Source organism: Nocardia coubleae NBRC 108252 (genome assembly GCF_001612805.1).
Lineage (GTDB): Bacteria > Actinomycetota > Actinomycetes > Mycobacteriales > Mycobacteriaceae > Nocardia > Nocardia coubleae.
Genome location: NZ_BDBD01000018.1, coordinates 438,484 through 463,901 on the forward strand (window position 1 = coordinate 438,484; position 25,418 = coordinate 463,901).

Below are 25,418 nucleotides of genomic sequence, written 5' to 3' on the forward strand. Positions count from 1 at the left end.
CCTAACCGGTGATGTTGGGGTCGAAGGTGAAGATGACGTAGGTGCCCACGCTCATCACCAGGATCATCGAGACCACGAGGATGGTCTTGAGCCAGAACCGGGTGGAGTCCTTGCGGGAGTAGTCATCGATGACGGTGCGCAGACCGTTGCCGCCGTGCAGCTGAGCCAGCCACAGCATGGACAGGTCCCAGAACTGCCAGAACGGGCTGGACCAGCGACCGGCCACGAACGCGAAGTTCAGCCGGTTCACGCCGCCGTCGATCATCAGCATGATGAACATGTGGCCGATGACCAGCACGATCAGGAACAGGCCCGAGATGCGCATGAACAGCCATGCGTACTTCTCGAAGTTGCTGTTGGCCTTGCCGCGCGGTGCGCGGGGCGCGTCGAGGCTGGCGGGGCGGTCGTAGGACTTGCCGAGGACAGGTGCGGTCATGATCAGTGCTCCGTCAGCAGGTAGAAGAACTGGCGGCCGACGCCGGCGGCGGAGACCAGGACCCAGATGGTCAGCACGACCCACAGCATCTGCTTCTGGAAGCGCGGACCCTGCGACCAGAAGTCGACGAGGATGACGCGGACGCCGTTGAGCGCGTGGAACAGGACGCAGACGACGAGGCCCATCTCCATGAGCGCGACCAGCGGGTTCTTGTAGAGCTCGATGGCTTCGTCATAGGTGTTCGGGTTCACCCGAACCAGTGCCGTGTCCAGCACGTGCACGAAGAGGAAGAAGAAGATCGTGACACCGGTGATCCGGTGCAGCGCCCAGGACCACATGCCGGGGTCGCCGCGGTACAGCGTCTTCCGCTTCGGCTGGGCCGGAGCCGGAGCTTCTATCGTGGTCATAGAGTGCGGTGCCTCCAACGTCGTTGATGGACCCGGTCACAGATCCGACGCCGGCTGCGTGGAGAGGCAAATGCCCAGGTGGCTGCGCTGTATTCTCGAGCGCTGGCCCGCCGCCGGGAACCTGAACCGATCTTCGGCTGACTCTAATCCTCTCTGTTTCGCGGAACTAATTCGGCGTGCCGTGCGTTGTGCACGAATCGGCCGAGTTAGGTTTACCTTTCTCGATGCCGAATACTGGTGTCCGAGCCCCCGCGCGGACATGTTCGGCGGTATCGGCTGGAGGTTCGCGATGTCCGAAATCGACTGGAATACCTTGCGCGACATGGCAATTCGCGTAATGGGTAGCGCGTATGCCCCGTACTCGGGTTTCCCGGTCGGTGCTGCGGCTCTCACGACGGACGGTCGAATTGTGAGCGGTTGCAATGTGGAAAATGTCTCATATGGACTAACCCTGTGTGCCGAATGTGTACTCGTCGGTAACTTATTCGGGTCGGGTGGGGGCCGCCTTCTGGCGGTATCGGTGAGCGATTCCCGTGGCGAAATCCTGATGCCGTGTGGGCGGTGTAGGCAGCTGCTGTTCGAGCACGGCGGGGGCGAGCTGCTCGTGGACCATGCCGAGGGGCCCAAGGCGCTGAGCGAGCTGTTGCCGTACGCGTTCGGGCCCGATGATCTGGCGGCCGGGCAGCGATGATCGCACGGGGCGGCCAGTGACCGACCCCGAACGAGGGTGATCGGATCCTGCTCCGAGTCGACGGAGGTCCGGGGCTCGCTCGGCGCGAGGAGTGCCGCGGCCGATATTGCGTGCCAGACTGGCCGCATGACGGCACTGGACGCGGTATCGATCATTCGGGCCAAACGTGACGGCGGTGAGCTGTCCGACGAGCAGATCGACTGGGTGGTCGACGCGTTCACGCGGGGGATCGTGGCCGACGAACAGATGTCCGCCCTCGCGATGGCCATCCTGCTGCGTGGCATGAACCGGCGCGAGATCGCTCGGTGGACGGCGGCGATGATCGGCTCGGGGAGCCGGATGAACTTCACCGACCTGCCGCGGCCCACCGTCGACAAGCATTCGACCGGTGGCGTCGGCGACAAGATCACGCTGCCGCTGGCGCCCCTGGTGGCGGCCTGTGGCGCGGCGGTGCCGCAGCTGTCGGGGCGGGGCCTCGGCCACACCGGCGGCACCCTGGACAAGCTCGAGTCGATCCCCGGCTGGCAGGCCGACATCACCGTGCCCCGGATGCGCGAGATCCTTGCCGACCCCGAGATCGGCGCGGTGATCTGTGCGGCGGGCGCCGACCTCGCCCCCGCCGACAAACGCCTGTACGCGCTGCGTGATGTGACCGGGACGGTCGAGTCGATTCCGCTGATCGCCAGCTCGATCATGAGCAAGAAGATCGCCGAAGGGACCGCGGCGCTGGTGCTCGACGTGAAAGTCGGGACCGGGGCGTTCCTGAAGACCCTCGACGAGGCGCGCGAGCTGGCCGCCGTGATGGTCGAGCTCGGGCGGGATGCCGGAGTGAAGACCGTCGCGTTGCTGACCGCGATGGACACCCCGCTCGGCCGGACCGCAGGCAATGCGCTCGAGGTCGCGGAGTCGGTCGAGGTGCTGGCCGGGGGTGGGCCCGCCGATGTGGTCGAGCTGACGCTCGCCCTCGCACGCGAGATGGTTGCCCAGGCCGGACTGCACGTCGACCCGGCCGAGGTGCTCGCCGACGGCCGGGCGATGGATCACTGGCGGACGATGATCCAGGCACAGGGCGGCGACCCCGACGCCCCGCTGCCGACCGCCCGGCATACCGAGACGGTGCGGGCCGAGTCGGCCGGGGTGTTGACGCGGCTCGACGCGATGGGAGTTGGCCTGGCCGCCTGGCGGCTCGGTGCCGGGCGTGCGCGTCAAGGCGAGCAGGTCCAGGCGGGCGCGGGTGTCGAGATGCACGCCAAGCCCGGCGATTCGGTGGTGATCGGCCAGCCCTTGTTCACTTTGCACACGGACACCCCCGACGCCTTCGCGGGCGCGTTGGACGCGCTCGACGGTGCGGTGGGGATCGAACTCACCCCGGAGAGCAAGCCCGGCGAGCTTGTGCTGGGGCGGATCGACTGAGGTAATAGTCGTGGCCGGTGGCCACGATCGGGAGGTTCGTTGTGTCGGTGGTCGGGGCGGGAGAGGGCCACAACGGGAGGCGGACGGCGGCGGTCGCGCGGGCGCTTGCCTTCATCTCGGCGCTGATCGCGTTCGCGATCGCCGGGCTGATGATCTTCGACGCCGTCAGGGTGGTGAACGAGCCGATCGAACCGGATCAGGTGGACTTCCGGCTTGTCACGGGCGTGATGCTGGTGATCATGGCCGCGATCGTCGCTCCGCTCGGCGTGCTGAACCTGATCGGCGCCCGCCTGCTCGGCCGCCGAAAGCCGCGCGGACGGACGTCGGTACTCACCGGGTCGTTGCTGGGCGCCGTGGTGGCATTCATGGTCGGCGCCGACGCTCCGGTGGTGGTTTGGGTGTCGGTGATCGTGCTGTTCATTGTCACGGCGGTTGCGGCTGCGCTACCTGGGACCAAACGCTGGGTCCGAGGCGCGCCATCGCCGAGTGAGTCGGGGGAGTTGGTGCTCGGGGGGGTCGGCTGAGCGGCTTTACCTGCCAACTGATCTCGCGGGAACATGGGTAACTCGCCGGGTACGGGCTCACTCGGCCACCGACATCGTCTGGCCGCCGATGCAAGTCCCCCGCACCTGAGTCCGGCCTGAAGACGCGGAGAGGCGGAACGGCTAACGTTTGGATATGACTGGACCGGCGCCCCTCGACCTTGCTTCGATCCGACGTGCACCCAAAGCCCTGCTGCATGACCACCTCGATGGTGGTCTGCGGCCGGAGACGGTGCTAGAACTCGCCGCCGAGTGCGGCTACGACCAACTACCCGCGCAGGATGCCGAGAGTTTGGGGGCGTGGTTTCGGGACGCCGCCGACAGCGGGTCGCTCGAGCTGTACCTCGAGACGTTCGCCCATACCGTCGCGGTGATGCAGACGCCGGAGGGTTTGCGGCGGGTGGCTCGGGAATGTGCCATCGATCTGGCCGCCGACGGGGTGGTCTACGCCGAGGTGCGGTTCGCGCCCGAGCAGCATCTGGAGAAGGGGCTCACGCTCGACGAGGTGGTCGAGCACACCCTTGCCGGGTTCCGGGAGGGGGAGGCGATCGCGGCGGAGCAGGGCAACATCATCCGGGTGACATGCCTGCTCACCGCCATGCGGCATGCCGCGCGTTCCCGGGAGATCGCGGAGCTCACGGTGCGCTTCCGCGACAGCGGGGTCGGCGGGTTCGACATCGCGGGGGCCGAGGCCGGTTTCCCGCCCACCCGGCACCTGGACGCCTTCGAATATCTGCGAGTCAACCACGCGCACTTCACTATTCACGCGGGGGAGGCGTTCGGGTTGCCGTCGATCCACGAGGCGCTCGCCTTCTGCGGGTGCGACCGTCTCGGGCACGGCGTGCGCATCACCGACGACATCAGCGTGCCGGGCGCCATCGAGGACGCCCAGCTCGGGATCGTCGCCAACTACGTGCGTGACATGCGGGTTCCGCTGGAACTGTGCCCGTCGTCGAACGTGCAGACCGGTGCGGTGCCCTCGCTCGACAAGCACCCCTTCGACCTGCTGGCCCGGCTGCGGTTCCGGGTCACCGTCAACACCGACAACCGGCTGATGAGCGACACCACCATGAGCCAGGAGATGCTCAAACTGGTGGAAACCTTCGGCTACGGCTGGAGCGACCTGGAACGCTTCACCATCAACGCCATGAAGTCGGCGTTCATCCCGTTCCCCGATCGCCTGAAGATCATCGACGAGATCATCAAACCGCGCTACGCGGTCCTGGTCGGCTGACGAAGAAGGGTGGCACCTCCTCGGTGCCACCCTTCTCGTCTTGCTACTCGCTGACCAGCCGTGCTTCGAAGGCGCGTTGCAGTTCGCGGAACTGCTGGGCCTCGGCCGTGAACGGCGGGTTCGGGGCCAGCCGGTTCGGGTCCGGGTTGAGCAGGTAGGAGACGTACCAACCCAGCGGGTTCGACGCGGCAAGCGCCTGTTCCACGCTGTCGTCGTCGGCGTAATCGGCTGCGTCCGTGAACAATTCGACAGCCAGGTCGAGCTGTTCGATGTCGACGGCCTCCGGTCCCTCGGCCAGGTCCTCCACGAGGCCGGTGAGCACGTAGACGTTCTCGTCGCTCACCTCCACCTCGAGTGAGCCGTCGACCGCGGCGGTCTGCACGTCGCCGAAGGTCGACACCCGGGCCAGCTCGTGCTCGTGGTCGTCGGCCAGGTAGCGGGCCAGCGCGCGCTCGGAACCGAACACCGTGATGGTGCGGCCGTTGCCGAGGAAGATCGGCTCGTCGTCGAGGTAGCAGCGCAGGGTGAAGTGCTCACCGTCGGAGGTGACGATCTTGACCGGGTCGATGCCGACCTCGTGCCAGAAGGTCTCGTCCTCGTCGTCGGCGGTGAGGTCGACGCTTTCGAACTCCTCGTCCTCCTCGACCACGTCGTCGGCGTCGACCACGTTCTCCTCGGCGGCCAGCAGCTCGGCCTCGGCGACCTCGACCGCCGCGGCATCCACCTCGGGGGTGGTGACGATGCTGTCGATCGCGTCGAGCACGTCGTCCCAGCCCTTGACGATGGCGGCACCGACCTGGTCCCACAGCTCCTCGCCGTCGCGCCCGGTGAAGGTGCCGACGCCGTTGGCCAGCACACCGAGTACCGGGTTGTCGTCGAAGAACGCCGTCACCACGTCGAGCTCGCACACGTCGCCGATGTTGCGAACCATGGCCAGGGTGTCCTCGAGCTCGCCGACCACCTCGCCGTCGGGTTCGCCCGCGGCCAGCTCGGGCACGGAGACCAGATCGAAGGTGAAGTTGTCCTCCGGCTCCAGTTCGGCGGCCGAGAGGCCGGCGACCACCGCCCACGACGGATGCTCGACGAGATCGTTGTCGGTGTTGGTGCGGATGAACGCCGCCAACTCCGCAACGGACTCGAAACCGTAGAGGTCGTCCTCGTGTCCGAGGAACGCCATGTACTCGTCGTCACCGTCACGCCAGCGCGGTGCCCACAGGGTGACGAGATCGCCATCGGTCAGACCGAGCTCGATCGGGACGATGTCTCCAGAAGCCATGACGCGAAGCCTATCGAGCTTCAGCGCCGCGCACTATCCGGCCCGGGTGCTAATTCCCCCGGCGGGTGTGCAGTGCCGCCGGTGAGCGATTCGTTCAGTGTCGCAATGATGTTGGAGCGCGCTTCGCCCGCGGTCTCGGTGGCCTGTCTGCACGCCGACAGGATCAGCTGCGCGGCCTCCGCCGGCGGCAGGGCGGTGATGCCCTCGTCCAGGCGCAGATCGACCAGCGCGCCGTCGCTGTTCACCTCGGCGGTGACCAGCCCGTCCTCGGTGGTGAACTTGCCGTTGACCTGCTTCAACCCGTACAGCGCCGCCTCGAGCGCCTCGAGTTTCTCGGTCACGCCCGCGACGAGGGCGTCCATCTCCGCGCTCACAGGGGCCTCATCCAGCTCGTCTGACCGGTGTCGGCGTCGTCGATGCGGTCGAGCTCGTCGACGGCCTGACGCCGGGTCGGCAGGTTCATCTTGTCGAGCAGGGCATCGGGGATGCCTGCCTGCTCGCTGTACACCTCACGCAGGCGCGCGGCGGCCGCGATGGTCGAACGCCTGGTCAGGCGAAGGATCTCATCGGCGAGGGCCTGCGCGCCGTACTGGTATTCGCTGCGCTCGAACTTGAGCGCGATCGGCAGCCCCATGCTGGTCGCACGCACCGAGATGGTGCCCGACCGGTTGGTGCTGACCGCGGTTTCCACATTGGGAACCTCGGGGATCGGGGTTTCGCTCATGAGGTAGGCCTGTAGAAGCCGTAGAACTCCATGCCACTGTTCTCCGTTCGGATCGAACTGATCGAGACCGGGTCGCCCGCCTCGACGAGCTGCCCGTTGCCGACGACCATGGCGACGTGGCCGTCCCATACGGCCAGGTCACCGGGCATCAGGTCACCGGGTGACACCTGTGGGTGTCCGATGTGCTGTTCCTGGGCGAGGCGGGGCAGCTCCACCCCGGCCTCGCCGTAGGCGTACTTGGTGAGCCCGCTGCAGTCGATGCCCGAGCCCGGGTCGTTGCCGCCCCACACGTACGGGGTGCCGACCGCGCCGATGGCCGAGCGCACGGCCGTGGCGGCTTCCTCGTTGGGGGCTTCGACCACGCTGCCGTCGGGCAGGGTGACCTTGACGCCGGTGCCGGTGGAGCCCGTGGACGAGCCGGTGGGGGTCGAGGTCTTGCCGTTGTTGGTCGAGTTGCCGGTGCTCGTGCCGCCCGAACTGCTCGAGTCGCCGCCGCCCATGGCCGTCGACAGGCCCGACGACACCGCGCTCAGCATCGAACCGCCCGCGCTCGTCGCGGTGGACAGCAGCGTGGAAGCGGCCGAGGTCGACAGGTTGGCGGTGTTGGCGAGGGGCGTGCTCGACGGTGCCGGGGTGAGTTCCTTGATGGCGGCGGTCTGGGTGCCGAGTTCGTCCTGCACCCGCCCGACCACGCCCATGCCCTGGCCGATGTGGTCGATCGCCGAGGCGACGACGGCGGTGAGGCCCGCCGGGGTGGCCAGGACCGGGCTGAGCGCGGAAACCTCGGTGAGGAAGGAGTTGACGATCCCGTCGAGTTCCTTCTGCCCGGTCTGCACATACGCGGCGGCCTGGTCGACGACGGTGGCCATCTCGTTGCCGGTGTCGGACAGGGTGGCCGAGGAGGTCTGCACGCGCAGCGCCTTCGAGGTGACCGCGTCGACGGCCAGACCGTCCCAGGCGGTGTTCACCGCATTGATGCCGGTGCGGCCGAGCTGGTAGATCTGGTCGATCTCGGCGGAGGTGCTGCGCAGGCCGTCGGACGCGCCGCCGGTGCCGAGGACACCGCTACCGAAGCTGGACAGCAGGTCGTACAGGGGTTGAGCCAGTCCGCTGAGGTCGATCATGCGAGTTCGCCCGCTGCCGATTCGATGGCGGCGGCATTGCCCGTGTCGGTGTCGACGAGGGTGGTCGCGGCGCCTGCCGTTGCGGTGCCCATGCTGGCCATCACGGCCGAGAGCTGGGCGATCGCGGCGACGTGACCGGCCTGGGCGGCGGCGTAGGCGGTGACGAAATCGCCGCCGATGAGTCCCATCACCGGGCCGAGCAGAGCCGGGTTCGATGCCACCGATGCGGCCGCCGCCGTGGCGAATTCGGTGGACATGGTTCCGGCGGTCGCACTATAGGCGACGATGCCCTCGGCATCGGCCGACATCTTTACCATCGAACTTCCCCCAATCCTCGAGTTCCCGGGCAGAGTACGTCATTCACCTGATTCGACGCACCGGCTCCGCGTTCGGTTCCCTCTTCCGCGAAATTTCCCCAGCGGACGCACCGGAAGCGCGTGGTGACCCTATCGTTTTTTCATGCGCACCGACACCGTCGACCATCCGCTCGCCGCCACTCTGCTGAGCACGATGCGAGACGCCCGCACCGACAACGCCACCTTCCGCAACGCATTGGCCGACCTCACGGGCATTTTGATGTACGAGGCCCTGCGTGACGCGCCCGTCGTCCGCGAACCGATCAACACGCCGGTCGCCGTCACCGACGGTGTCCGCCTGGCCGCCCCACCGCTGCTCGTCCCGGTCCTGCGCGCCGGTCTCGGCATGGTCTACGCCGCCGCCGATCTCGTGCCACAGGCCCGCGTCGGTTTCGTCGGCATCGCCCGCGACGAGGAAACCCACCAGCCCGTCCCGTACCTGGAATCCCTGCCGACCGACCTGACCGATCTCCCCGTCTTCGTCCTCGACCCCATGCTCGCCACCGGCGGCTCGATGATCCACACCCTGGAACTCCTCGTCGCCCGCGGCGCCACCGACATCACCGCCGTCTGCGTCGTAGCCGCCCCCGAAGGCGTTGCCGCCCTGTCCGACTCGGGCCTGCCCGTCCGCCTCGTCACCGCCGTCGTCGACGAGAAACTCAACGAACACGCCTACATCGTCCCCGGCCTCGGCGACGCGGGCGACCGCCAATTCGGTCCCCGCTGAATCGGCTTACCACCGAACGGATTTCGTGCGACCCTGCTTGACATGGGGAGTTCGGAATTGCCGCCGCAGGCGTACGACTCGGTGGCGGAGTGGGTCGCGGAGTACTTCGTCGTGCTGTACGGAGACGACCTGGCCTATCGGCGGGGAGAACCGTTGCGGTGGTGCCCCGAGTGGTGGTGCCATCCCGGTGCCGCGGTGCGACTCGACGCCCTGTGGCGTGCCTGGGAGTACTACCGTGCGCGGGGCGGGCCAGCCATGAGCACATGGTTGCTCGACCATGCCGACCCGCACGTCAGCCGGCTGACGGCCCCGAACGGCCCCTTCCGGCGCTGCTCGGTCGAGGATGGGCATCAGGACAGTTCGGCGCTGCCCGTCGAGATGCCGGAGTCCTGGGGCTTTTCGATGTTCAAGCAGGTCTGAGCGCTCGGCAGAAGTGGGCGAGTTCGTCGAGGCGGGTTCTGGCGGCGGTGCGGGCGGCAGGCAGGGCCGCCGAGGCGGTGACGGGGGCGAAGACCTCCAGGTAGCACTTCAATTTCGGTTCGGTGCCCGACGGCCGGACGACGATGCGGAAGTCGTCGGCCTCGAAGATCAGTGCGTCGGTACGCATTCGGCTGCGGACCTGGGCCTGATCGGTGAATTTCACCGGTGTGCCCGCGATCTCGACGGGTGGGTTCGTGCGCAGGGCGGCGGCGAGGGTTGTTGCCGCGGCCTGGTCGGGTAGGCGCAGCGACACTTGATCGCCTGCGTGGAGGCCGAATTCGACCGCGTAGGAATCGAGTTCGTCGAGGAGGGTGCGGTTCTGCGCCTTCAACAGGGCGACCAGATCGGCGGCGGCCACCGCGGCGGAGATGCCGTCCTTGTCGCGGACCTTCGACGGGTCGACGCAGTGGCCGATGGCTTCCTCGTAGGCGTACACGAGGCCGTCACCCGCCCTGGCCAACCATTTGAAGCCGGTGAGGGTCTCGGCGTAACGGGCCGAACGTGCGGGCGCCAGCTTCGAGAGCAGGCGCGAGGAAACGATTGTCGTGGCGACCAGCGGGTCGTCGGAAGCGGTGCGCAGCACGTAATCGGCGAGCAGCACACCGGTTTCGTCGCCGCGCAGCATGCGCCAGCCGTCCGGTCCCGGCACGCCGACGGCGCACCGGTCGGCGTCGGGATCCAGGGCGATCGCCACGTCGGCGCCCACCCGCTCGGCCAGAGCGAGCAGCAGATCGGCCGCTCCCGGCTCCTCCGGATTGGGAAAGGCGACGGTCGGGAAGTCGGGGTCGGGGGCGAACTGTTCGTCCACCACGTGCACATCGGTGAAACCCGCGGCGTGCAGCGCCCGCACGGCGAGGTCGCCGCCCACACCGTGCATGGCAGTCAAGGCGATCCGCACCTCGGCCCGCGCCCCAGGCCCGCCGAGCACACCGGGCAGTTCGGCGACTCGCGCCAGGTACCGGTCGACCAGTTCGGCTCCGGACGGTGAAACAGCAGCCCGCGCAACCGGTTCGACGACCTTCTCGATGTACTGCTCGATCTCGGTATCGGCCGGTGCGATGAGCTGTGAGCCACCGTCGAGATACACCTTGTACCCGTTGTCGGCGGGGGGATTGTGTGAGGCGGTGATCTGCACGCCCGCCACCGCACCCAGCTCACGCACCGCGAACGCCACCACCGGCGTAGGGACGTGCTCGGGCAAGAGGGTCACGGGAAAGCCCGCGGCCGTGAAGATTTCGGCTGTCGCGGTCGCGAATTCGGCGGAACCGTTCCTGGCGTCGCGCCCGACCACCACCGCACCGCCGCCGAGACACCGCGCCCGCAACCAGTCGGCCAGGCCCGCGGTCGCCCGCGACACGGTGGTCACGTTCATCCCGTCCGGTCCCTCACGCAACGGGCCACGCAGGCCCGCGGTCCCGAAGCGCAGCATCTACACCCGCTCCAGGATGCCGCGCAGCAGTTTGCCGAGCCGGGGCGCGGCGGCCTGCCCCTCGGCCAGCACCTCCGCATGCGACAGATGCTGGCCGGTGACCCCGGCGGCCAGGTTGGTGACCAGCGAGATGCCGAGGACCCGCGCCCCGCGTGAGCGGGCTTCGATGGCCTCCAGCACCGTCGACATTCCGACCAGGTCGGCGCCGAGAGTGGCAAGCATGCGGATCTCGGCGGGTGTCTCGTACTGCGGCCCGAGCAGTCCGGCGTACACGCCTTCACCGAGCGAGGGGTCGAGTTCCTTTGCCAGCGTGCGCAATTCGGGGTCCCACGCGTCGACCAGGTCGACGAACCGTGCCCCCTCCAGCGGGGTGCGGGCGGTGAGGTTCAGGTGGTCGGCGATGAGGACCGGTTCGCCCACCCGCAGCCCACCCCTGATCCCGCCCGCGGCATTGGTGAGCAGCACGATCTCCGCACCGGCCGCGATCGCCGCCGACACCGGGTGCACCACCTGCTGGGGTGTGTAGCCCTCGTACAGGTGCTGACGGCCCATCAGCAGCAGCACATTGTTGTCGTTGACGGTGACCGAGTGCACCATCCCGCCGTGCCCCTGCGCGCTCGGCCTGCCGAAGCCGGGCAGCTCCGGCATGGCGATCGAGGCATGCGGCGCACCGATCTCGGCCGCGGCCTGCTGCCACCCCGATCCGAGCACCACGGCCACGCGATGACGCGGCACTCCCGTACGTTCGGCGATAGCCTCGGCGGCCTGTTCGGCAAGCATGGGGATAGCTTATGTCCCTGGAGCGCTGGCGCGCTCGAGTCGGCGGCCCCGCAAGTCCCGACGATCAGGCACCGTTGCTTGCTCCTTCGTCGCCTACGCCACGGCACCTGATCGTCGGGACGGCCGCCGACCGCCGCTGCGCGGCGATCCCTCCTCGAGGTCGGGATGTGCGGGCTGGGAAAGGTGTCTACCCGCGAGTAGGGGAGTGTTCTGGTGCGGACTATTCTCCCCTGCATGCCGTATTTGGAGCGCTCTGGTGAAGTTTTCGTCCTGTACCTCGGTGACGAGGGGCAGACCGACAACGAGAACCGTTTCTCGCCGGACTGGATCGACGCCTTCCACGCCGAACTCGACAAGGTCGAGGCCTCCGAGGGTGCCGCGGCGCTGGTCACCGTCGCGACCGGCAAGTTCTACAGCAACGGCCTCGACACCGACTGGGTGTTCGGCAACCTGGACAAGATCCACGGTTACCTCGACCGCGTGCACACCCTCTACACCCGGCTGCTGACCTTCCCGATGCCGACCGTCGCCGCCATCAACGGCCACGCCTTCGGTGCGGGCGCCATGCTGGCCTCCGCGCACGACTTCCGGGTGATGCGCGGCGACCGCGGCTTCTGGTCGCTGCCCGAGGTGCACCTCGGCATGCCCTTCACCATCGGCATGAACGCGCTGCTGAAGGGCCGCCTCAGCAACCAGGTGTGCGTGCAGGCCATGACCACCGGGCACCGCTTCGGCGCCGACGAGGCGATCGCCGCGGGCATCGTCGACGCGAAGGCCGACGCCGACCAGGTGCTGCCCACCGCCCTCGCCCGTGCCGCCGCGCTCACCAGCCTGCGCAAGCCGATCACCCCGATCATCAAGACCTCGCTGCACGCGGAGACCCTCGCCGCGCTCGCCACGCCGGTGACCCCGGAGAACCTGCCCTTCGGCGGCTGAGGTCCTTCGCCGGTGCGCCCGGGTGCGGCACTGATGCGAGACTGAGTGCATGGCACCCTCGCGTACCGGCGAATTCTCGGCGACCGCAGCCGATACCGCGATCCTCGCGGCCTCGGACGAGCTGATCGGGCTGTCGCACGCCATTCACGCCGAACCCGAACTGGCCTTCGACGAGACCCGGAGCGTCGCCAAAGTTCTCGCCCCGCTACGCGCCCGCGGCTTCGCGATCACCACCGGAATCGCCGGGCTGCCCACCGCCTTTCGCGCCGTCTACGGCAGCGGCCCGCTCACCGTCGGCATCTGTGCCGAATACGACGCGCTGCCCGAGATCGGGCACGCCTGCGGGCACAACATCATCGCCGCGTCCTCGACCGGTGCCGCGCTCGGCCTGGCCGAAGTGGCCGATCAGCTCGGCCTCACCGTCGTCGTGCTCGGCACACCCGCCGAGGAGAGCGGCGGCGGCAAAGTACTCATGCTCGAGGCGGGCGCCTTCGACGACATCGCGATGGCGATGATGGTCCACCCCGGCCCGGCCGACATCGTCGGCGCCCGATCGCTGGCGCTGGCCGACCTCGCCGTCACCTTCCACGGCCGCGAGGCGCACGCGAGCGCCGCCCCCGAACTCGGCCTCAACGCGGGTGACGCGATCACCGTCACCCAGGTTGCTCTCGGCTTGCTGCGCCAGCATCTGCGGCCGGGCCAGCAGCTGCACGGTATAGTGTCCGACGGTGGTGTAGCCCCCAACATCGTGCCCGGACGTGCGGAGTTGCTGTACTACCTTCGCGCTGCCGACGCCGCGTCCCTGGACGACCTGATGCGCCGGGCGAAGGCATGCTTCGCGGCGGGCGCCCTGGCGACCGGCTGCACCCACGACATACGGACGCTCGCGCCCACCTATACCGAGCTCACCCCCGATCCGGTTCTCATCGCTGCCTACCGCGCGCAGATCACCGGTTTGGGACGGGTGCCGATCGCGCCCGAGCTCGAGGTGCTGCGACCGCTCGGGAGCACCGACATGGGCAACGTCACCAACGTGATCCCCGGCATCCACCCGGTGATCGGCATCGACGCCGGTGGCGCGGTGACCCACCAACCGGACTTCGCGGCGGCCGCGGTGAACGCCTCGGCGGATCGGGCCGTGATCGACGGTGCGCTCGCGCTGGCGCGTACCGCTGTCGCGATCGCGCGCGATGAAGTACACAGGGACAGGTTGTTGCAACGTCTGATCGAACGACAGGAGGACATTCGGTGAGTATTTCCGGCCATTCGGGCACCGCACGCGCAGGCGCTGACGCTCTATCGATGGGTGTCGCCACCCCGTCGGTGATGCGTGAGCCCACGGTGTTCCCGACCAGGCCGGCCGCCGAACCAACCATGATGTCGGGAACCGAGATCGTCGACGCATGGCTGGCCGAACACACCGGTGACCTGGTGCAATGGCGCAGGCACATCCACGCCAACCCCGAGTTGTCGCGGGCGGAGTTCGCCACCACCGAGTTCGTCTCCGGCTGGCTCACCAAGGCGGGCCTGACCTGGGAGGTGCTGCCCGGAGGCACCGGCCTGATCTGTGATCTCGGACCGTCCGACGGGCCGCGCATCGCCCTGCGCGCCGACATGGACGCCCTGCCGATGCAGGAATTCACCGGCCTGAGCTTCGCCTCGACCGTGCCCGGTGTGTCGCACGCCTGCGGCCACGACGCGCACACCACGGTGCTGCTCGGGACCGCGCTCGCGCTGGCCGAGGCCGAACACACCCTGCCCGTCGGCGTGCGGTTGATCTTCCAGCCCGCCGAGGAAGTGATGCCAGGCGGCGCGCTCGACGTGGTCGCGGCGGGCGGGATGAACGGTGTGGACCGGATCTTCGCGCTGCACTGCGACCCGCGGCTGGAAGTGGGCAAGGTCGGGCTGCGGACCGGGGCGATCACCTCGGCGGCCGACACCGTCGAACTCGTGCTCGACTCGCCCGGCGGGCATACGTCCCGGCCGCATCTCACCAGCGACCTGGTGTACGCCATCGGCACCGTCATCACCGGGCTGCCCGGGTTGCTGAGCAGGCGGGTCGATCCGCGCACCAGCACCGTGATGGTGTGGGGCGCGGTGAGCGCGGGCAAGGCACCCAACGCCATCCCGCAGACCGGCATGCTCACCGGAACCGTCCGCACCGGCGACCATCCCACGTGGTTGCTGCTCGAGCCGCTGGTCCGCGAGATCGTCGACAGCCTGCTCGCGCCGACCGGTGTGCGGTACCAGCTCAACTACAAGCGCGGCGTACCCCCGGTGGTCAACGACGCGGCCTCGACCCTGATGTTCGAGAACGCCGTCCTGGCGATCGGTGCAGACGCGCTGGCCGACACCCCCCAGTCGGGCGGCGGCGAGGACTTCTCCTGGTACCTGGAACACGCGCCGGGCGCGATGGCGCGTCTCGGCGTCTGGTCGGGCACCGGCGAGCAACTCGACCTGCATCAGCCGACGTTCGATATCGACGAACGCGCGCTGGCCGTCGGCGTGCGGACACTGACGAATATCGTGCTGCAGGCCTGAGGGCGGCGGGGAGTGCGGTAGGTGACGCACTCCCCGTGTTCGGGGGTCGGATCAGGCCGACCCCGGACCCACATTCTTGCTGTTGCGGGTACGCAAGGCGTGCACGTAGTCCTCGGGTGCGCCTGCCTTCTCGGCGGCATCGGCGATGACACCCAGATAACGCGCCGACGGCAGCCCACCCTCGTACGCGTCGAGCACGTACAGCCAGGCCAGCCGGGACTCGCCCTGGGTGCCGGTGACCCGCAGCCGGATCTTCTTGTGGATGCCGAAGTCGGAGCCCTCCCAGCGGTCGAGGCGTTCCTCGTCCTCCGGGGACACGTCGTAGAGGACGACGAACACCCGGGAGCCCGGATCTTCGACGACGGTGGCCAACGGCCCTTCCCAGCCGATGTCGTCACCGGCGAAGGTCAGGCGCCAACCTTCCAGCCACCCGGTCCCCGACATGGGCGAATGCGGGCAGCGTTCCAGCATCTGCGTGGAGTCCATGTTGGACCCGTAAGCGGCATAGATCGGCACCTGAGGAACTGTAGCCAATAAACCGCGCGGAATTCCTGTCTCCCACCCAGATCGGCTCACTGTCACACTCGGCGGTGACGGCGAACACGCCGAACGTTGTTCACCGAGCCGACCCGGTCGCGTCACGGCGCACCTGAAATGATGGGGCGACAGCGCGGGCGGCCCTCACAAGGGGCGATGCCCGATCAGGCGAGCACAGGAGCGTGACTGGTGGCACGGATTGCGATCATCGGCGGTGGACCGGCGGGATACGAGGCGGCTCTGGTGGCCGCCCAGCACGGGGCCTCGGTGACCCTGGTCGATGCCGACGGCATCGGTGGCGCCTGTGTGCTGTGGGATTGCGTTCCGTCGAAGACCTTCATCGCCTCCACCGGTCTGCGTACCGATCTGCGCCGCGCCCGCGACCTCGGCATCACCCTCGACGCGAGCCAGGCGAAGGTGAACCTGCCCGAGGTGAACGGCCGCGTGAAGGCGCTCGCCCTCGCCCAGTCCTCCGACATCCGCGCCAAACTGCAGGCCGCGGGCGTCCAACTGCTGGCCGGGCGCGGTGAATTGGTCGGTCCCGCAGCCGGTTTGGCGCATCGTGTGCGTGCCACCACGGCCGACGGCAGCACCGAGGAATTCGAGGCCGAGGTGGTGCTCATCGCCACCGGCGCCAGCCCGCGGGTGCTGCGCGGCGCCGAACCCGACGGTGAGCGCATCCTCACCTGGCGCCAGCTCTACGACCTGCCGGAACTGCCCGAGACCCTGGTGGTGGTCGGATCCGGTGTCACCGGTGCCGAATTCGTCTCCGCCTACACCGAGATGGGTGTGCGGGTGAAGCTGGTGTCCAGCCGCGACCGTGTGCTGCCCGGCGAGGACGCCGACGCCGCACTCGTGCTCGAGGAAGCCCTCGCCGAACGCGGTGTGGAACTGGTCAAGCACGCCCGCGCCGACGCCGTGGAGCGCACGGCCGACGGCATCGTGGTGAAGCTGTCCGACGGGCGGACCGTCACCGGCACCCATGCCCTGATGACCGTCGGCTCCACCCCGAACACCGCCGATCTCGGTCTCGACCGGGTCGGTATCGAACTCGACAACGGCTACCTGCGTGTCGACCGCGTATCGCGCACCTCGGTGCCGGGTATCTACGCGGCGGGTGACTGCACCGGCCTGCTCCCGCTCGCCTCGGTGGCTGCGATGCAGGGCCGGATCGCGATGTACCACGCGCTCGGCGAGGGGGTGAGCCCCATCCGGCTCAAGACAGTCGCCTCGGCGGTGTTCACCCGTCCGGAGATCGCGACCGTCGGTGTGAGCCAGACCGCCATCGACAACGGTGAGGTGCCCGCGCGCACGGTCATGCTGCCGCTCAACACGAATCCGCGCGCGAAGATGTCGGGGCTGCGCCGGGGCTTCGTCAAGATCTTCTGCCGCCCGGCCACCGGTGTGGTGATCGGCGGTGTGGTCGTCGCCCCCATCGCCTCGGAGCTGATCCTGCCGATCGCGCTCGCGGTGCAGAACAACCTCACCGTCACCGACCTCGCGCAGACCTTCTCGGTGTACCCGTCGCTCACCGGATCGGTCACCGAAGCCGGTCGTTTGCTGATGCGCCACGACGACCTGGACTGAGCCCCCACGGCCGATATCCGAAAGCTACTGCCGCGTTGCCTGTCTCGCGCTCATATGGTTGACTCACGGCCGAGGCGCGTTCGAATGCGAGCGCGTGGTGGATTGTGGGGGATTCCCTCCGGGAAAGGGATTAGCGAAAAGTGAAGCATCGTAAGCCGAGTCGGGCGCAGCGAGCGATGGCAAGCACGTCGTTGCCCCTGGCCGCCGCCGCGGCCGTGGCGACCCTCCTCGCGGCTCCGGCCGGCGCGGTCCCCAGCGACCAGCCGACCACACCCGCGACTCCGGCTCCTGCGCAGCCGGGCACCGAGACCCCGAGCCAGCAGCCGGGAGAGACGCCGGAGACGGTCACTCCTGAAGAGAAGCAGCCGGAGACCCCGGAGAACGTGAAGCCGGGCGAGTCCAAGCCCACCCCCGCGCAGCCGGGTGTCACCACCCCCGCGCCGGAGGAGCCGGAGCAGGCTAAGCCGACGCCGAGCCAGCCGGGCGTCACCACCACCCCGCGTACCGCGCCGCTGCCGGTGCCGGGTCAGGCCGGTCAGGGCAACCCCGCCCAGCCCGCCGTGAACAACCCGGAGAAGCCGGAAGAGGCCGCGCCGGGCCAGCAGGGCGGCACCCCCGCCCAGCAGACGCCCGCGCAGCCTTCGCAGAACCAGCCCGCCGCCCCGCAGGCGCAGGGTGGTGCCGAAGACGGCCCCGAGACCCTGGTGCAGGAGCCGCAGGAAGCGCAGGAGCCCGCCTGGCAGGCGCCGCGCCTGGCCAACGCGCCCGCCGCGCCGGTCGTCGAGATGGAAGGCCCGCACCAGGAAGTCGGCGTCACCGTCGACGGCGGTTCGCTGCTGCCGGGTGTGCTGGCCAACACCCACCACTACAACAACGCGTCCGGTTACGTCGGCACCATCGGCTACCGCACGCCGGGTGGCGGCTTCGGTGACGCCGGTGTGGCGGTCGAGTACGTCGGCGAGAACTCGGTGAAGGTCACCACCTTCAACGGTGGCGACGGCCGCCCCGACAACACCATGGTCACCGTCCTCGACACCACCCAGGCCAACCTGGCCAAGGCGGCGGTCGAGAACTGGATCAAGGCTCAGCCGGGCGGTGCCGCCGCGATGGAACAGGCCGCGAAGGCTACACTTCCGGTGCCGGGGGAGCTGCTGCAGACGATCAACGTCGCGGGTGTCACCACTCAGTGGGGTGGCTCGCTCCAGTACTGACACGCAGTACGTCGTGTGGGGCGGTCGGATGGCGACCGCCCCACACGTGTGTCCTGGGGAAAGGATGGGACTGTGGCCACCGAGGATGACGAGAACGAGCGCGGCCGTAACCGGCCCGCGAGTGAATTCGGTCCTCCCGTAGGCGATTTCGGGCCGCCGGTCGACGACGCCGGTTTCGGTGGTCCGCTCGCCGTGCCGCCGCCCGCTCCGCCGGGACCGCTGCCGGAGGTCGGTTGGCGACCCGCGCAGCCGGGCTCCGCGCCCGCGCCGGGGCCGTTCGGTGCGCCGGTGGGTGCGCCGATGCCCCCGGCCGGCCCCGTTCCGCCCGCCGCTCCTGGTCCGGTGCCTCCCGCCGGGAACGTTCCGCCGAATGGGCCTGTTCCGCCGCGCGGGTCCGATCCTGTTGTGCCGCCGCGTCGTTCGGCTCCGACATCCGTCTTCGGCGATGCCGTGTCCACGCCGCCGCCCACGAGTCCGCCTGCGCCGCCTCGTTCTTCGGCACCGACCTCCGTTTTCGGTGGGGCCACGCCGCCTCCGGCGAATCCCGTTGCGCCGCCGCGTCCTTCGCCGTTCGGTGATGCTGTCGCGACACCGCCGCCCGTGCGACCCACCCCGCCCGCCGATCCGACGGTGCGTTTCGGCGCCGACGCTTCCGCCGCCGGTAGCTCGGTGTTCGGCGATTCGGTGCCGGTGACTTCCGGGAAGGAAGAGACCGAGGTCATCCGGCGCAACTCCGCGCCGCGCCAGCAGCGGGTCACCGAGCCGGAACGCACCCCCGAACCGCCGCGCGCACCGGCCAAGGACAACGACGCCGAGGATCGGGCCTGGTGGAACAGCCCCGACGACGACGGCGGCGTCCCCAAGCCGCCCGAACCCGGCCTGTCCTGGGCCGACGACCCCATCGCCCGCAGGCTCGCCCCGAAGACGCCGACCGCGCCGGTCGCCGAGGAGTCCGAGCCCGACAACCGGATGCGCTGGATCATCGGCGGTGTCGTGGCCGCGGTCCTGCTCGTCGTCGCGCTGGTGCTGACGATCGGGCTGGTCAAGCGTGGTGGTGGCGAGGATCCCGGGCCCACCGCGGCGCCGGTCACCTCCGCCGCGGGTGCCGACTGCCGGACGATCGCCGACGAGGGTCTCACCGTCGGCAACGGCCCGGGCGACACGTCCTCGGGCGCGAGGGCGATCCTCGGCTTCCAATACGCCTTCTATGTCGAACGCTCCGGTGCGCGCGTGCGTGAGTTCGTCGCGCCCGACGCGGTGACCATCTCGCCCGCCGATGTCATCCAGAAGGCGATCGACGATCAGATCCCGAGGGGTACCACGCACTGCGTGAAGGTGCGCGAGACCGGCGTCGGCGTCTATGACGTGGAGCTGCGGGAGTGGCATCCCGACCGTACGTCGGTGGTCTACAAGCAGGAGATCGTCACCACGCTGACCGATGGGAAGTGGCAGGTCAAGTCCATTACCGCCCTCCCGTAGTCCCATTATCTGGGACAACAATTTCATATTCTGGTGAATGCTGTGCGATCGTTGGTCATCGCGTCCCCTGGCGTTCCCGGAGGTTTCCATGTCGCTGACCAGTCCAGCATTGGCGGGCAAGCTCGCCGGTTTGCAGAGTTCGGCGATCAGGGATCTGCTCAAACTCACCGCGCGGCCGGAGATCATCAGCCTTGCCGGTGGTCTGCCCGATGCGGCGTTGATGCCGGGTGAGCGGATCGCCGCCGCGGCGGAGGCGGCTCTGCGTGATCCGGCGGTGCTGCAGTACACGGAGTCGCCAGGCTGGCCCGCGCTGCGTGCGGTGATCGCCGAGCGCGCGTCCGCCAAGATCGGCCGGTCGGTGCCGGTCGGCGAGGTGTTCATCACCCATGGGTCGCAGCAGGCGTTGTCGCTGCTGGCCGAGGTGCTGCTCGATCCGGGCGCCCTGGTCGTGGTGGAGGATCCGGCGTATGTCGGTGCGCTGCAGGTGTTCCGGGCGGCCGGTGCGCGCATCGTCGCCGTGCCGCTCGACGCCGACGGGCTACGTGTCGACGTGCTGGAGGAGCTGCTGGCAGCCGGTGAGCGTCCGGCCGTCGTCCACACCGTCGCCAACTTCCACAACCCCGGTGGGGTCACCCTCGCACCCGAGCGCCGCCGTCGCCTCGCCGAACTCGCTGAGGCACACGGCTTCTGGGTGATCGAAGACGATCCCTACGGCGAACTCTGGTTCGACCAGCCGGCCCCGGCGCCGGTCGCCTCCTACTCGCCCCAGGTGATCCGGCTGTCCAGCGTGTCCAAGATCCTGGCCCCCGCCCTGCGCGTCGGCTGGTTGATCGCCCCCGAAAAGGTCTGTCGCGCGGTCGAACTCCTCAAACAAGGCGCCGACCTGTGTGGCTCAGCCCTCACCCACCAGATCACCACCGACCTGCTCACCGACACCGACTGGCTCACCGCCCACGTCGACACCATCCGCGCCGCCTACGGCACCCGCGCCCGCGCCCTCGTCGCCGCCCTGCGCACCACCTTCGCCGACCGCGTCCACTGCACCGACCCCACCGGCGGCATGTTCATCTGGGCCGACTTCACCGACGGCACCAACGCCTCGACCCTGCTCCCCACCGCCCTGGAAGCAGGCGTCGCCTACGTCCCCGGCGCCGCCTTCGCCGTCACCGACGCCTACCAGACCTCCATGCGCCTCTGCTTCACCACCTCCGACGAACCCACCCTCACCGAAGCCGTCCACCGCCTGGCAAGAGCAGCCACAACCAGCGCCTGAGCATGCGATGCCATGATCCTGCTAGCATCATGGCATGCCCATGTATCAGGTCAGTGATCTAGCAGGCGCTCGCCGCCGCGAGTTTCTCGACGAAGCCAAGCGGTCGTCCGCTTCGCTGCGCGACACCGATGGATCAGTGCTGATCATGCTCGCAGCGCAGCGCATCGCCGCACTGCACGAAGCTGTCGCGGTGACCACCCAGTTGTTCACCGCCGAAGCAGTTCTGGCACGCACCGCTACCCCCGAGCCCGTCGAGTTGGGTGGCCTCGCCTGGCTGGCCGAATTCGATCCCGACGACCGGGCAGAAGCGCTGGCCGAGATCCGGAACGCGGTAGTGCTCACGGTCGCTTCGGAAGACCCGGCGCCGCTCCGGGAGGCATTGCACGCCTGGGTGACCACAGCCGCGGTCATGCGCGATTCGGCGCGCCGTGCTGTCCATATCGGTTCACCGCAAGATTCCGAGTTCGTCGAGGTGGAACCACCCCGATCGAGAGACGATGACTGACCGAGACCCGGAACCCGGCTCTTACCGTCCTTTCGTCGCCGCGCGCGCCCCCGGTGGCCGTCCGGCGAACAAGCCGACCTACCGGGTATTGGTACACCGGCAGTACTTGGACACCTGGAACGAACTGGTCGATCGGGTCGGCATCACTTCAGCCCAGCAGTTCTGGGAGCACGTGGCGACCACACCGGGGAAGCCTCCGGGTGTCGGCTCCTCAACGCTCCTGCGAGGCAAGCATCACGGCCCGAAATGGCCCGGATATTCCCGCACGATCCACTACGAGATCAGCGGAGCGGGGCGAATCGACTACCAGTATTGCAATGACACGAAAGAAGGCGAGCGTGGCGACGCCCACCCGGTGGTCAAGATCCTGACCATCGACCTCGGAAGCCACTGAAGCCGGATTTCGGTATGAAAATGCGAGCACAGTCGTCGGTGTTTTGCGATGGCGCTGCTCAGTGGGGTGTTTTGCGGCCGTTTCGGGTCGTGAATGCGAGTTGGCAGCGGGTATTCGGGGCCGGATTCTGTGCGTATGGAGTATTCGAGTTATGTGAAGTTCCTGCCGGTTCGGTATCGGGAGAAGGTGGTCGAGCCGGAGTCGACGTGGTGGGAGTGGCGGGGGCGCAGGGTGCATGTGGCCAGGGCGGAGCGTGGGGACGCGGCTGTTCGGGTGTTGGCGTTGCACGGGGCGGGTGGGCATGCGGGGTTGGTTTGGCCGCTGCTCGGAATCGCTGCGGGGGAGGGTGTATCGGTCGCGGCGCTGGATCTTCCGCTCTACGGCGACACCGTCGAGCCGAAGCCCACGTCGGTGCGGTATCGCGACTGGGTGGAGCTGGTGAGCGACTTCGTCTGTGCTGAAACCGAATCCGACAGCAGGCCGCTCGTGCTGTTCGGCGCGAGTGTCGGTGGGATGCTCGCATACGAGGTGGCGGCGCGGACCGGGCGGGTCGCGCATGTGGTGGCGACTTGCCTGCTCGACCCTGCTGACCCGGCCGCGCGCCGGGCGGCTGCTCGCTGGAAGGCGTTGGGCGCGTTGCCGCGTGGCGTCCTCTCGGGTGCGGGGCGAGTGGCGAGCGGTGTGCGCCTGCCGATTCGATGGATGGTCGATATGGCGAACATGAGCCTCGACCCGGCATTGTCGCGACACTGTGGCAGCGACCCGAGAGGCGGCGGCGTGTGGATCCCCGTCGGTTTTCTCACGGACTTCCTCTTGTTCGAGCACACACCTCCACAGGACTATCAGGGTTCGCCGGTCACGCTGGTCCACCCGGCGGCGGACCGGTGGACGCCGCCGGAACTGAGCGTGCGGTTCCTCGACCGGATCGCCGCCGACACGAGAGCGGTGTTGCTCGAGGGATGTGGTCACTTCCCCATCGAAGAGCCGGGGCTGACGCAGCTGGCCGACACGGTGCGGGAAGTCATCGACTCGGTCCGCCCGCTCTGATCGGTCGGGGCGACCACGGCCCGTTCAGCCCTCCGGCAATAACTGCCGCGCCAGTACGAGCAGTGCATCCGCATCGACGGTGTGCCGCGTCATGACGCGGTGCACCTGGGTGTCGACGGCGTGGACCAGGGTCCGTGCGGTGAGCTGCGGATCAGCTCCGCCGCGCCCGCATCGCCGCAGATGGAACTCCACCTCGGCAACGAGGTAGTCCTCGAAGGCCCGCATCGCCTCCCACTCCGCGGGCAGCCGCAGCGCGACGCGGTGCATGAGGGCGTGCAGGGCAGGCCGGTCGCGATGCAGATCGGCGACAGCCGTCACGATCGCACGCAGCGTCTCGTCGAACGGTGGCTCCTCGGACCGCAACCGCGCTAACACCTCGCCGAGTCCCGTCGCGGCAGCGAGGAAGTGACGCTCGGCCAAGGCGCGCAACATCGCCGTCTTGTTCGGAAAGTATTGGTACAGCGTGCCGATCGAGACGCCTGCGCGCTCGGCGATCCGGTTGGTCGTGGCCGCCGCACCCTCGCGGGAGAACACCTGGGCCGCCGCCTCGAGCAGCGTTTCCACGGTCTCGCGCGCCCGGCGTTGCCGAGGCAGCTTGCGGGGGCGGTCGTCCATCCTCAGGACCAGTTGTAGGTGCGTTCCACGGCCTTGTTCCATTCCGAATAGCGTTGGGTGCGTTCGGATTCGGGCATGTCGGGGGTCCAGGTGTGGTCGGCGGTCCAGTTGTCGCGCAGGTCGTCGAGGCTGGACCAGTAGCCGACGGCCAGGCCCGCGGCGTAGGCGGCGCCGAGGGCGGTGGTTTCGCGGACCACCGGGCGGACCACGGGGACGTCGAGGATGTCGGCCTGGAATTGCATGAGCAGGTCGTTGCCGGTCATGCCGCCGTCGACCTTGAGGGTGGTCAGTTCCAGGTCGAGGTGCTGGGCGGCGGCGTCGGCACGCATGGCGTCGACCACCTCGCGGGTCTGGAAAGCGGTGGATTCCAGTGCTGCCCTGGCCAGGTGGGCCTTGGTGACGAAGCGAGTGAGGCCCGCGATGACGCCTCGGGCGTCGGGCCGCCAGCGCGGGGCGAACAGGCCGGAGAAGGCGGGGACGAAGTAGGCGCCGCCGTTGTCGGGGACCGTACGGGCCAGGGTTTCCACTTCGGGGGCGGAGGAGATGATGCCGAGGTTGTCACGCAACCACTGCACCAGCGAACCGGTGACCGCGATCGACCCTTCCAGCGCGTAGACGGCGGGGGCGTCACCGATCTGGTAGCACGCGGTGGTGAGCAACCCGTGCTTGCTGAACACCGGTGTCGTCCCGGTATTGAGCAGCATGAAATTGCCTGTGCCGTAGGTGTTCTTGGCTTCGCCGGGCGACAGACACGCCTGCCCGAAGGTGGCGGCCTGCTGATCGCCGAGAATGCCCGCCACGGGTGCGCCGGCGAAGGGCCCGGCGGTGATCTCCGCGTACACCTCCGAGGAGCTGCGGATCTCGGGCAGCATCGACATCGGCACGTCGAATTCCGCGCAGATCTGCGAATCCCAGCGCAGCGTGCGCAGATCCATCAGCATCGTGCGCGAGGCATTGGTGACGTCGGTGCGGTGTTCACCGGTGAGTTTCCACAGCACCCAGGTATCCATCGTGCCGAAACACAGGTCACCCGCCTGCGCCTTTGCCCGTGCGCCCTCGACATTGTCGAGGATCCAGCGCAGCTTCGGACCGGCGAAATAGGTCGACAGCGGCAACCCGGTGCGGTCGGCGTACCGCGACGGACCCTGCTCGCCACCGAGCTCGGTGCACAGCTGATCGGTGCGGGTGTCCTGCCAGACGATGGCGTTGTACACCGGTTCGCCGGTGGTCCGGTCCCACACGACGGTGGTCTCGCGCTGGTTGGTGATACCGATGGCGGCCAGGTCGCCCGCCGAGCAACCACTGTTGCCGAGCGCGGCGCCGAGCACCCATTCGGTATTGCGCCACACCTCGACCGGATCGTGCTCCACCCAGCCGGGCTTGGGGAAGATCTGCCGATGCTCGCGTTGCGCGGTCCCGACGATCCGGCCCTGCCGGTCGAAGACGATGCACCTACTCGAAGTCGTGCCCTGATCGATGGCGGCCACATAGCGACGCATTCAGGCAGGCTACCCAACCGCGCGGTCGTCGTAGCAAGCTTTGTCGCCGACGACGAGTGGGAATCGCCCGGTTGGGCCCGGGTACCGAATTTCGGCCACACGCCTCGCCGGGTTCGTCCCACACGCCGGGTGGGCACTACGTTTAGCCTGTAGGCGGCGCCGGGACGTGCCCGGC

The 25,418-nt window shown here is 68.6% G+C and carries 28 protein-coding genes; 16 read left to right on the forward strand and 12 right to left on the reverse strand.

What is annotated here, in order from left to right:
- Position 1: 1 nt before the first annotated feature.
- Both NCO8_RS19085 and sdhC read right to left on the reverse strand, forming a co-directional pair.
- Complete coding sequence (locus NCO8_RS19085; RefSeq protein WP_067490791.1) at positions 2-436, reverse strand: succinate dehydrogenase hydrophobic membrane anchor subunit; 435 nt, start codon at positions 434-436, stop codon at positions 2-4.
- A 2-nt stretch (positions 437-438) separates the two neighbouring features.
- On the reverse strand, positions 439-843 hold the full coding sequence (sdhC, locus tag NCO8_RS19090) for a succinate dehydrogenase, cytochrome b556 subunit (RefSeq protein WP_067490789.1): 405 nt from the start codon (positions 841-843) through the stop codon (positions 439-441).
- A gap of 289 nt (positions 844-1,132) precedes the next feature.
- Here sdhC and NCO8_RS19095 point away from each other — a divergent pair, with 289 nt between their 5' ends.
- The 4 genes from NCO8_RS19095 (at position 1,133) to NCO8_RS19110 (ending at position 4,723) form a co-directional block, all read left to right on the forward strand.
- Positions 1,133-1,534: a cytidine deaminase gene (locus tag NCO8_RS19095; protein WP_067641620.1), complete on the forward strand. Its 402-nt coding sequence runs from the start codon at positions 1,133-1,135 to the stop codon at positions 1,532-1,534.
- A 126-nt stretch (positions 1,535-1,660) separates the two neighbouring features.
- Positions 1,661-2,947, forward strand: coding sequence for a thymidine phosphorylase (locus NCO8_RS19100; protein WP_174550345.1), 1,287 nt, complete (start codon positions 1,661-1,663; stop codon positions 2,945-2,947).
- A gap of 17 nt (positions 2,948-2,964) precedes the next feature.
- Entirely contained in the window at positions 2,965-3,471 is a 507-nt protein-coding gene (locus NCO8_RS19105; RefSeq protein WP_067641380.1) for a hypothetical protein, read from the forward strand.
- A gap of 154 nt (positions 3,472-3,625) precedes the next feature.
- On the forward strand, positions 3,626-4,723 hold the full coding sequence (locus NCO8_RS19110; RefSeq protein ID WP_067641382.1) for an adenosine deaminase: 1,098 nt from the start codon (positions 3,626-3,628) through the stop codon (positions 4,721-4,723).
- A 43-nt stretch (positions 4,724-4,766) separates the two neighbouring features.
- On the opposite strand, the gene NCO8_RS19115 is transcribed toward NCO8_RS19110, so the two are convergent.
- From NCO8_RS19115 to NCO8_RS19135, 5 genes are read right to left on the reverse strand one after another with little or no spacing between them, the layout of a single operon-like run.
- Positions 4,767-5,999 (reverse strand): SatS C-terminal domain-containing protein, encoded by a 1,233-nt coding sequence (locus NCO8_RS19115; protein ID WP_067490781.1) that lies wholly within the window; start codon positions 5,997-5,999, stop codon positions 4,767-4,769.
- Positions 6,000-6,019: 20 nt separating this feature from the next.
- Positions 6,020-6,373 (reverse strand): YbaB/EbfC family nucleoid-associated protein, encoded by a 354-nt coding sequence (locus NCO8_RS19120; RefSeq protein WP_166655760.1) that lies wholly within the window; start codon positions 6,371-6,373, stop codon positions 6,020-6,022.
- A complete protein-coding gene (locus NCO8_RS19125; protein ID WP_067490779.1) occupies positions 6,370-6,723 on the reverse strand; it encodes a hypothetical protein in 354 nt (117 codons plus the stop codon). Before NCO8_RS19125 ends, NCO8_RS19120 begins: the two co-directional genes overlap by 4 nt.
- A complete protein-coding gene (locus tag NCO8_RS19130; RefSeq protein ID WP_067490777.1) occupies positions 6,720-7,847 on the reverse strand; it encodes a C40 family peptidase in 1,128 nt (375 codons plus the stop codon). Before NCO8_RS19130 ends, NCO8_RS19125 begins: the two co-directional genes overlap by 4 nt.
- Positions 7,844-8,164 (reverse strand): hypothetical protein, encoded by a 321-nt coding sequence (locus NCO8_RS19135; protein ID WP_067490775.1) that lies wholly within the window; start codon positions 8,162-8,164, stop codon positions 7,844-7,846. Before NCO8_RS19135 ends, NCO8_RS19130 begins: the two co-directional genes overlap by 4 nt.
- 142 nt (positions 8,165-8,306) lie before the next feature.
- Between NCO8_RS19135 and upp the strand changes: the two genes are divergently transcribed.
- Together upp and NCO8_RS19145 are read left to right on the forward strand one after the other, a co-directional pair.
- Complete coding sequence (gene upp, locus NCO8_RS19140; RefSeq protein WP_067641384.1) at positions 8,307-8,930, forward strand: uracil phosphoribosyltransferase; 624 nt, start codon at positions 8,307-8,309, stop codon at positions 8,928-8,930.
- A gap of 42 nt (positions 8,931-8,972) precedes the next feature.
- Positions 8,973-9,350, forward strand: a complete 378-nt coding sequence (locus NCO8_RS19145) for a DUF4913 domain-containing protein (protein WP_067641386.1) — start codon at positions 8,973-8,975, stop codon at positions 9,348-9,350.
- On the opposite strand, the gene NCO8_RS19150 is transcribed toward NCO8_RS19145, so the two are convergent.
- Entirely contained in the window at positions 9,337-10,839 is a 1,503-nt protein-coding gene (locus NCO8_RS19150) for a phospho-sugar mutase (protein WP_067641388.1), read from the reverse strand. The genes NCO8_RS19145 and NCO8_RS19150 overlap by 14 nt on opposite strands.
- Entirely contained in the window at positions 10,840-11,619 is a 780-nt protein-coding gene (locus NCO8_RS32555) for a purine-nucleoside phosphorylase (protein ID WP_067641390.1), read from the reverse strand. It abuts the gene before it with no gap.
- Between the two features lie 234 nt (positions 11,620-11,853).
- Between NCO8_RS32555 and NCO8_RS19160 the strand changes: the two genes are divergently transcribed.
- The 3 genes from NCO8_RS19160 (at position 11,854) to NCO8_RS19170 (ending at position 15,096) form a co-directional block, all read left to right on the forward strand.
- Positions 11,854-12,555, forward strand: coding sequence for an enoyl-CoA hydratase-related protein (locus NCO8_RS19160; RefSeq protein ID WP_067641392.1), 702 nt, complete (start codon positions 11,854-11,856; stop codon positions 12,553-12,555).
- Between the two features lie 49 nt (positions 12,556-12,604).
- The gene (locus NCO8_RS19165) at positions 12,605-13,807 is read left to right on the forward strand and encodes a M20 family metallopeptidase (RefSeq protein WP_067641393.1); all 1,203 of its coding nucleotides are present in this window, start codon (positions 12,605-12,607) and stop codon (positions 13,805-13,807) included.
- A 125-nt stretch (positions 13,808-13,932) separates the two neighbouring features.
- A complete protein-coding gene (locus NCO8_RS19170) occupies positions 13,933-15,096 on the forward strand; it encodes a M20 family metallopeptidase (protein ID WP_067641624.1) in 1,164 nt (387 codons plus the stop codon).
- Between the two features lie 51 nt (positions 15,097-15,147).
- On the opposite strand, the gene NCO8_RS19175 is transcribed toward NCO8_RS19170, so the two are convergent.
- Positions 15,148-15,612 (reverse strand): gamma-glutamylcyclotransferase family protein, encoded by a 465-nt coding sequence (locus tag NCO8_RS19175; RefSeq protein WP_067490738.1) that lies wholly within the window; start codon positions 15,610-15,612, stop codon positions 15,148-15,150.
- A gap of 210 nt (positions 15,613-15,822) precedes the next feature.
- Between NCO8_RS19175 and NCO8_RS19180 the strand changes: the two genes are divergently transcribed.
- The 7 genes from NCO8_RS19180 (at position 15,823) to NCO8_RS19210 (ending at position 23,129) form a co-directional block, all read left to right on the forward strand.
- Positions 15,823-17,220, forward strand: coding sequence for an NAD(P)H-quinone dehydrogenase (locus NCO8_RS19180; RefSeq protein ID WP_067641395.1), 1,398 nt, complete (start codon positions 15,823-15,825; stop codon positions 17,218-17,220).
- Between the two features lie 176 nt (positions 17,221-17,396).
- Positions 17,397-18,431 (forward strand): hypothetical protein, encoded by a 1,035-nt coding sequence (locus NCO8_RS19185; RefSeq protein ID WP_210740789.1) that lies wholly within the window; start codon positions 17,397-17,399, stop codon positions 18,429-18,431.
- A gap of 600 nt (positions 18,432-19,031) precedes the next feature.
- Complete coding sequence (locus NCO8_RS19190; RefSeq protein WP_067641397.1) at positions 19,032-19,910, forward strand: DUF8176 domain-containing protein; 879 nt, start codon at positions 19,032-19,034, stop codon at positions 19,908-19,910.
- Positions 19,911-19,998: 88 nt separating this feature from the next.
- The gene (locus NCO8_RS19195; RefSeq protein WP_067641399.1) at positions 19,999-21,183 is read left to right on the forward strand and encodes an aminotransferase-like domain-containing protein; all 1,185 of its coding nucleotides are present in this window, start codon (positions 19,999-20,001) and stop codon (positions 21,181-21,183) included.
- Between the two features lie 34 nt (positions 21,184-21,217).
- Positions 21,218-21,688 carry a hypothetical protein gene (locus tag NCO8_RS19200; RefSeq protein WP_157104978.1) on the forward strand — a complete coding sequence of 157 codons (471 nt, stop codon included), beginning with the start codon at positions 21,218-21,220 and terminating at the stop codon, positions 21,686-21,688.
- Positions 21,681-22,082 carry a hypothetical protein gene (locus tag NCO8_RS19205; protein ID WP_067641402.1) on the forward strand — a complete coding sequence of 134 codons (402 nt, stop codon included), beginning with the start codon at positions 21,681-21,683 and terminating at the stop codon, positions 22,080-22,082. The genes NCO8_RS19200 and NCO8_RS19205 overlap by 8 nt, the downstream gene beginning before the upstream one ends.
- A 135-nt stretch (positions 22,083-22,217) precedes the next feature.
- Positions 22,218-23,129: an alpha/beta hydrolase gene (locus NCO8_RS19210; RefSeq protein WP_067641403.1), complete on the forward strand. Its 912-nt coding sequence runs from the start codon at positions 22,218-22,220 to the stop codon at positions 23,127-23,129.
- A 24-nt stretch (positions 23,130-23,153) separates the two neighbouring features.
- On the opposite strand, the gene NCO8_RS19215 is transcribed toward NCO8_RS19210, so the two are convergent.
- Positions 23,154-23,744 carry a TetR/AcrR family transcriptional regulator gene (locus NCO8_RS19215; RefSeq protein WP_067641405.1) on the reverse strand — a complete coding sequence of 197 codons (591 nt, stop codon included), beginning with the start codon at positions 23,742-23,744 and terminating at the stop codon, positions 23,154-23,156.
- Between the two features lie 2 nt (positions 23,745-23,746).
- Positions 23,747-25,243 (reverse strand): glycerol kinase GlpK, encoded by a 1,497-nt coding sequence (gene glpK, locus NCO8_RS19220; protein ID WP_067641407.1) that lies wholly within the window; start codon positions 25,241-25,243, stop codon positions 23,747-23,749.
- Between the last annotated feature and the right edge of the window lie 175 nt (positions 25,244-25,418).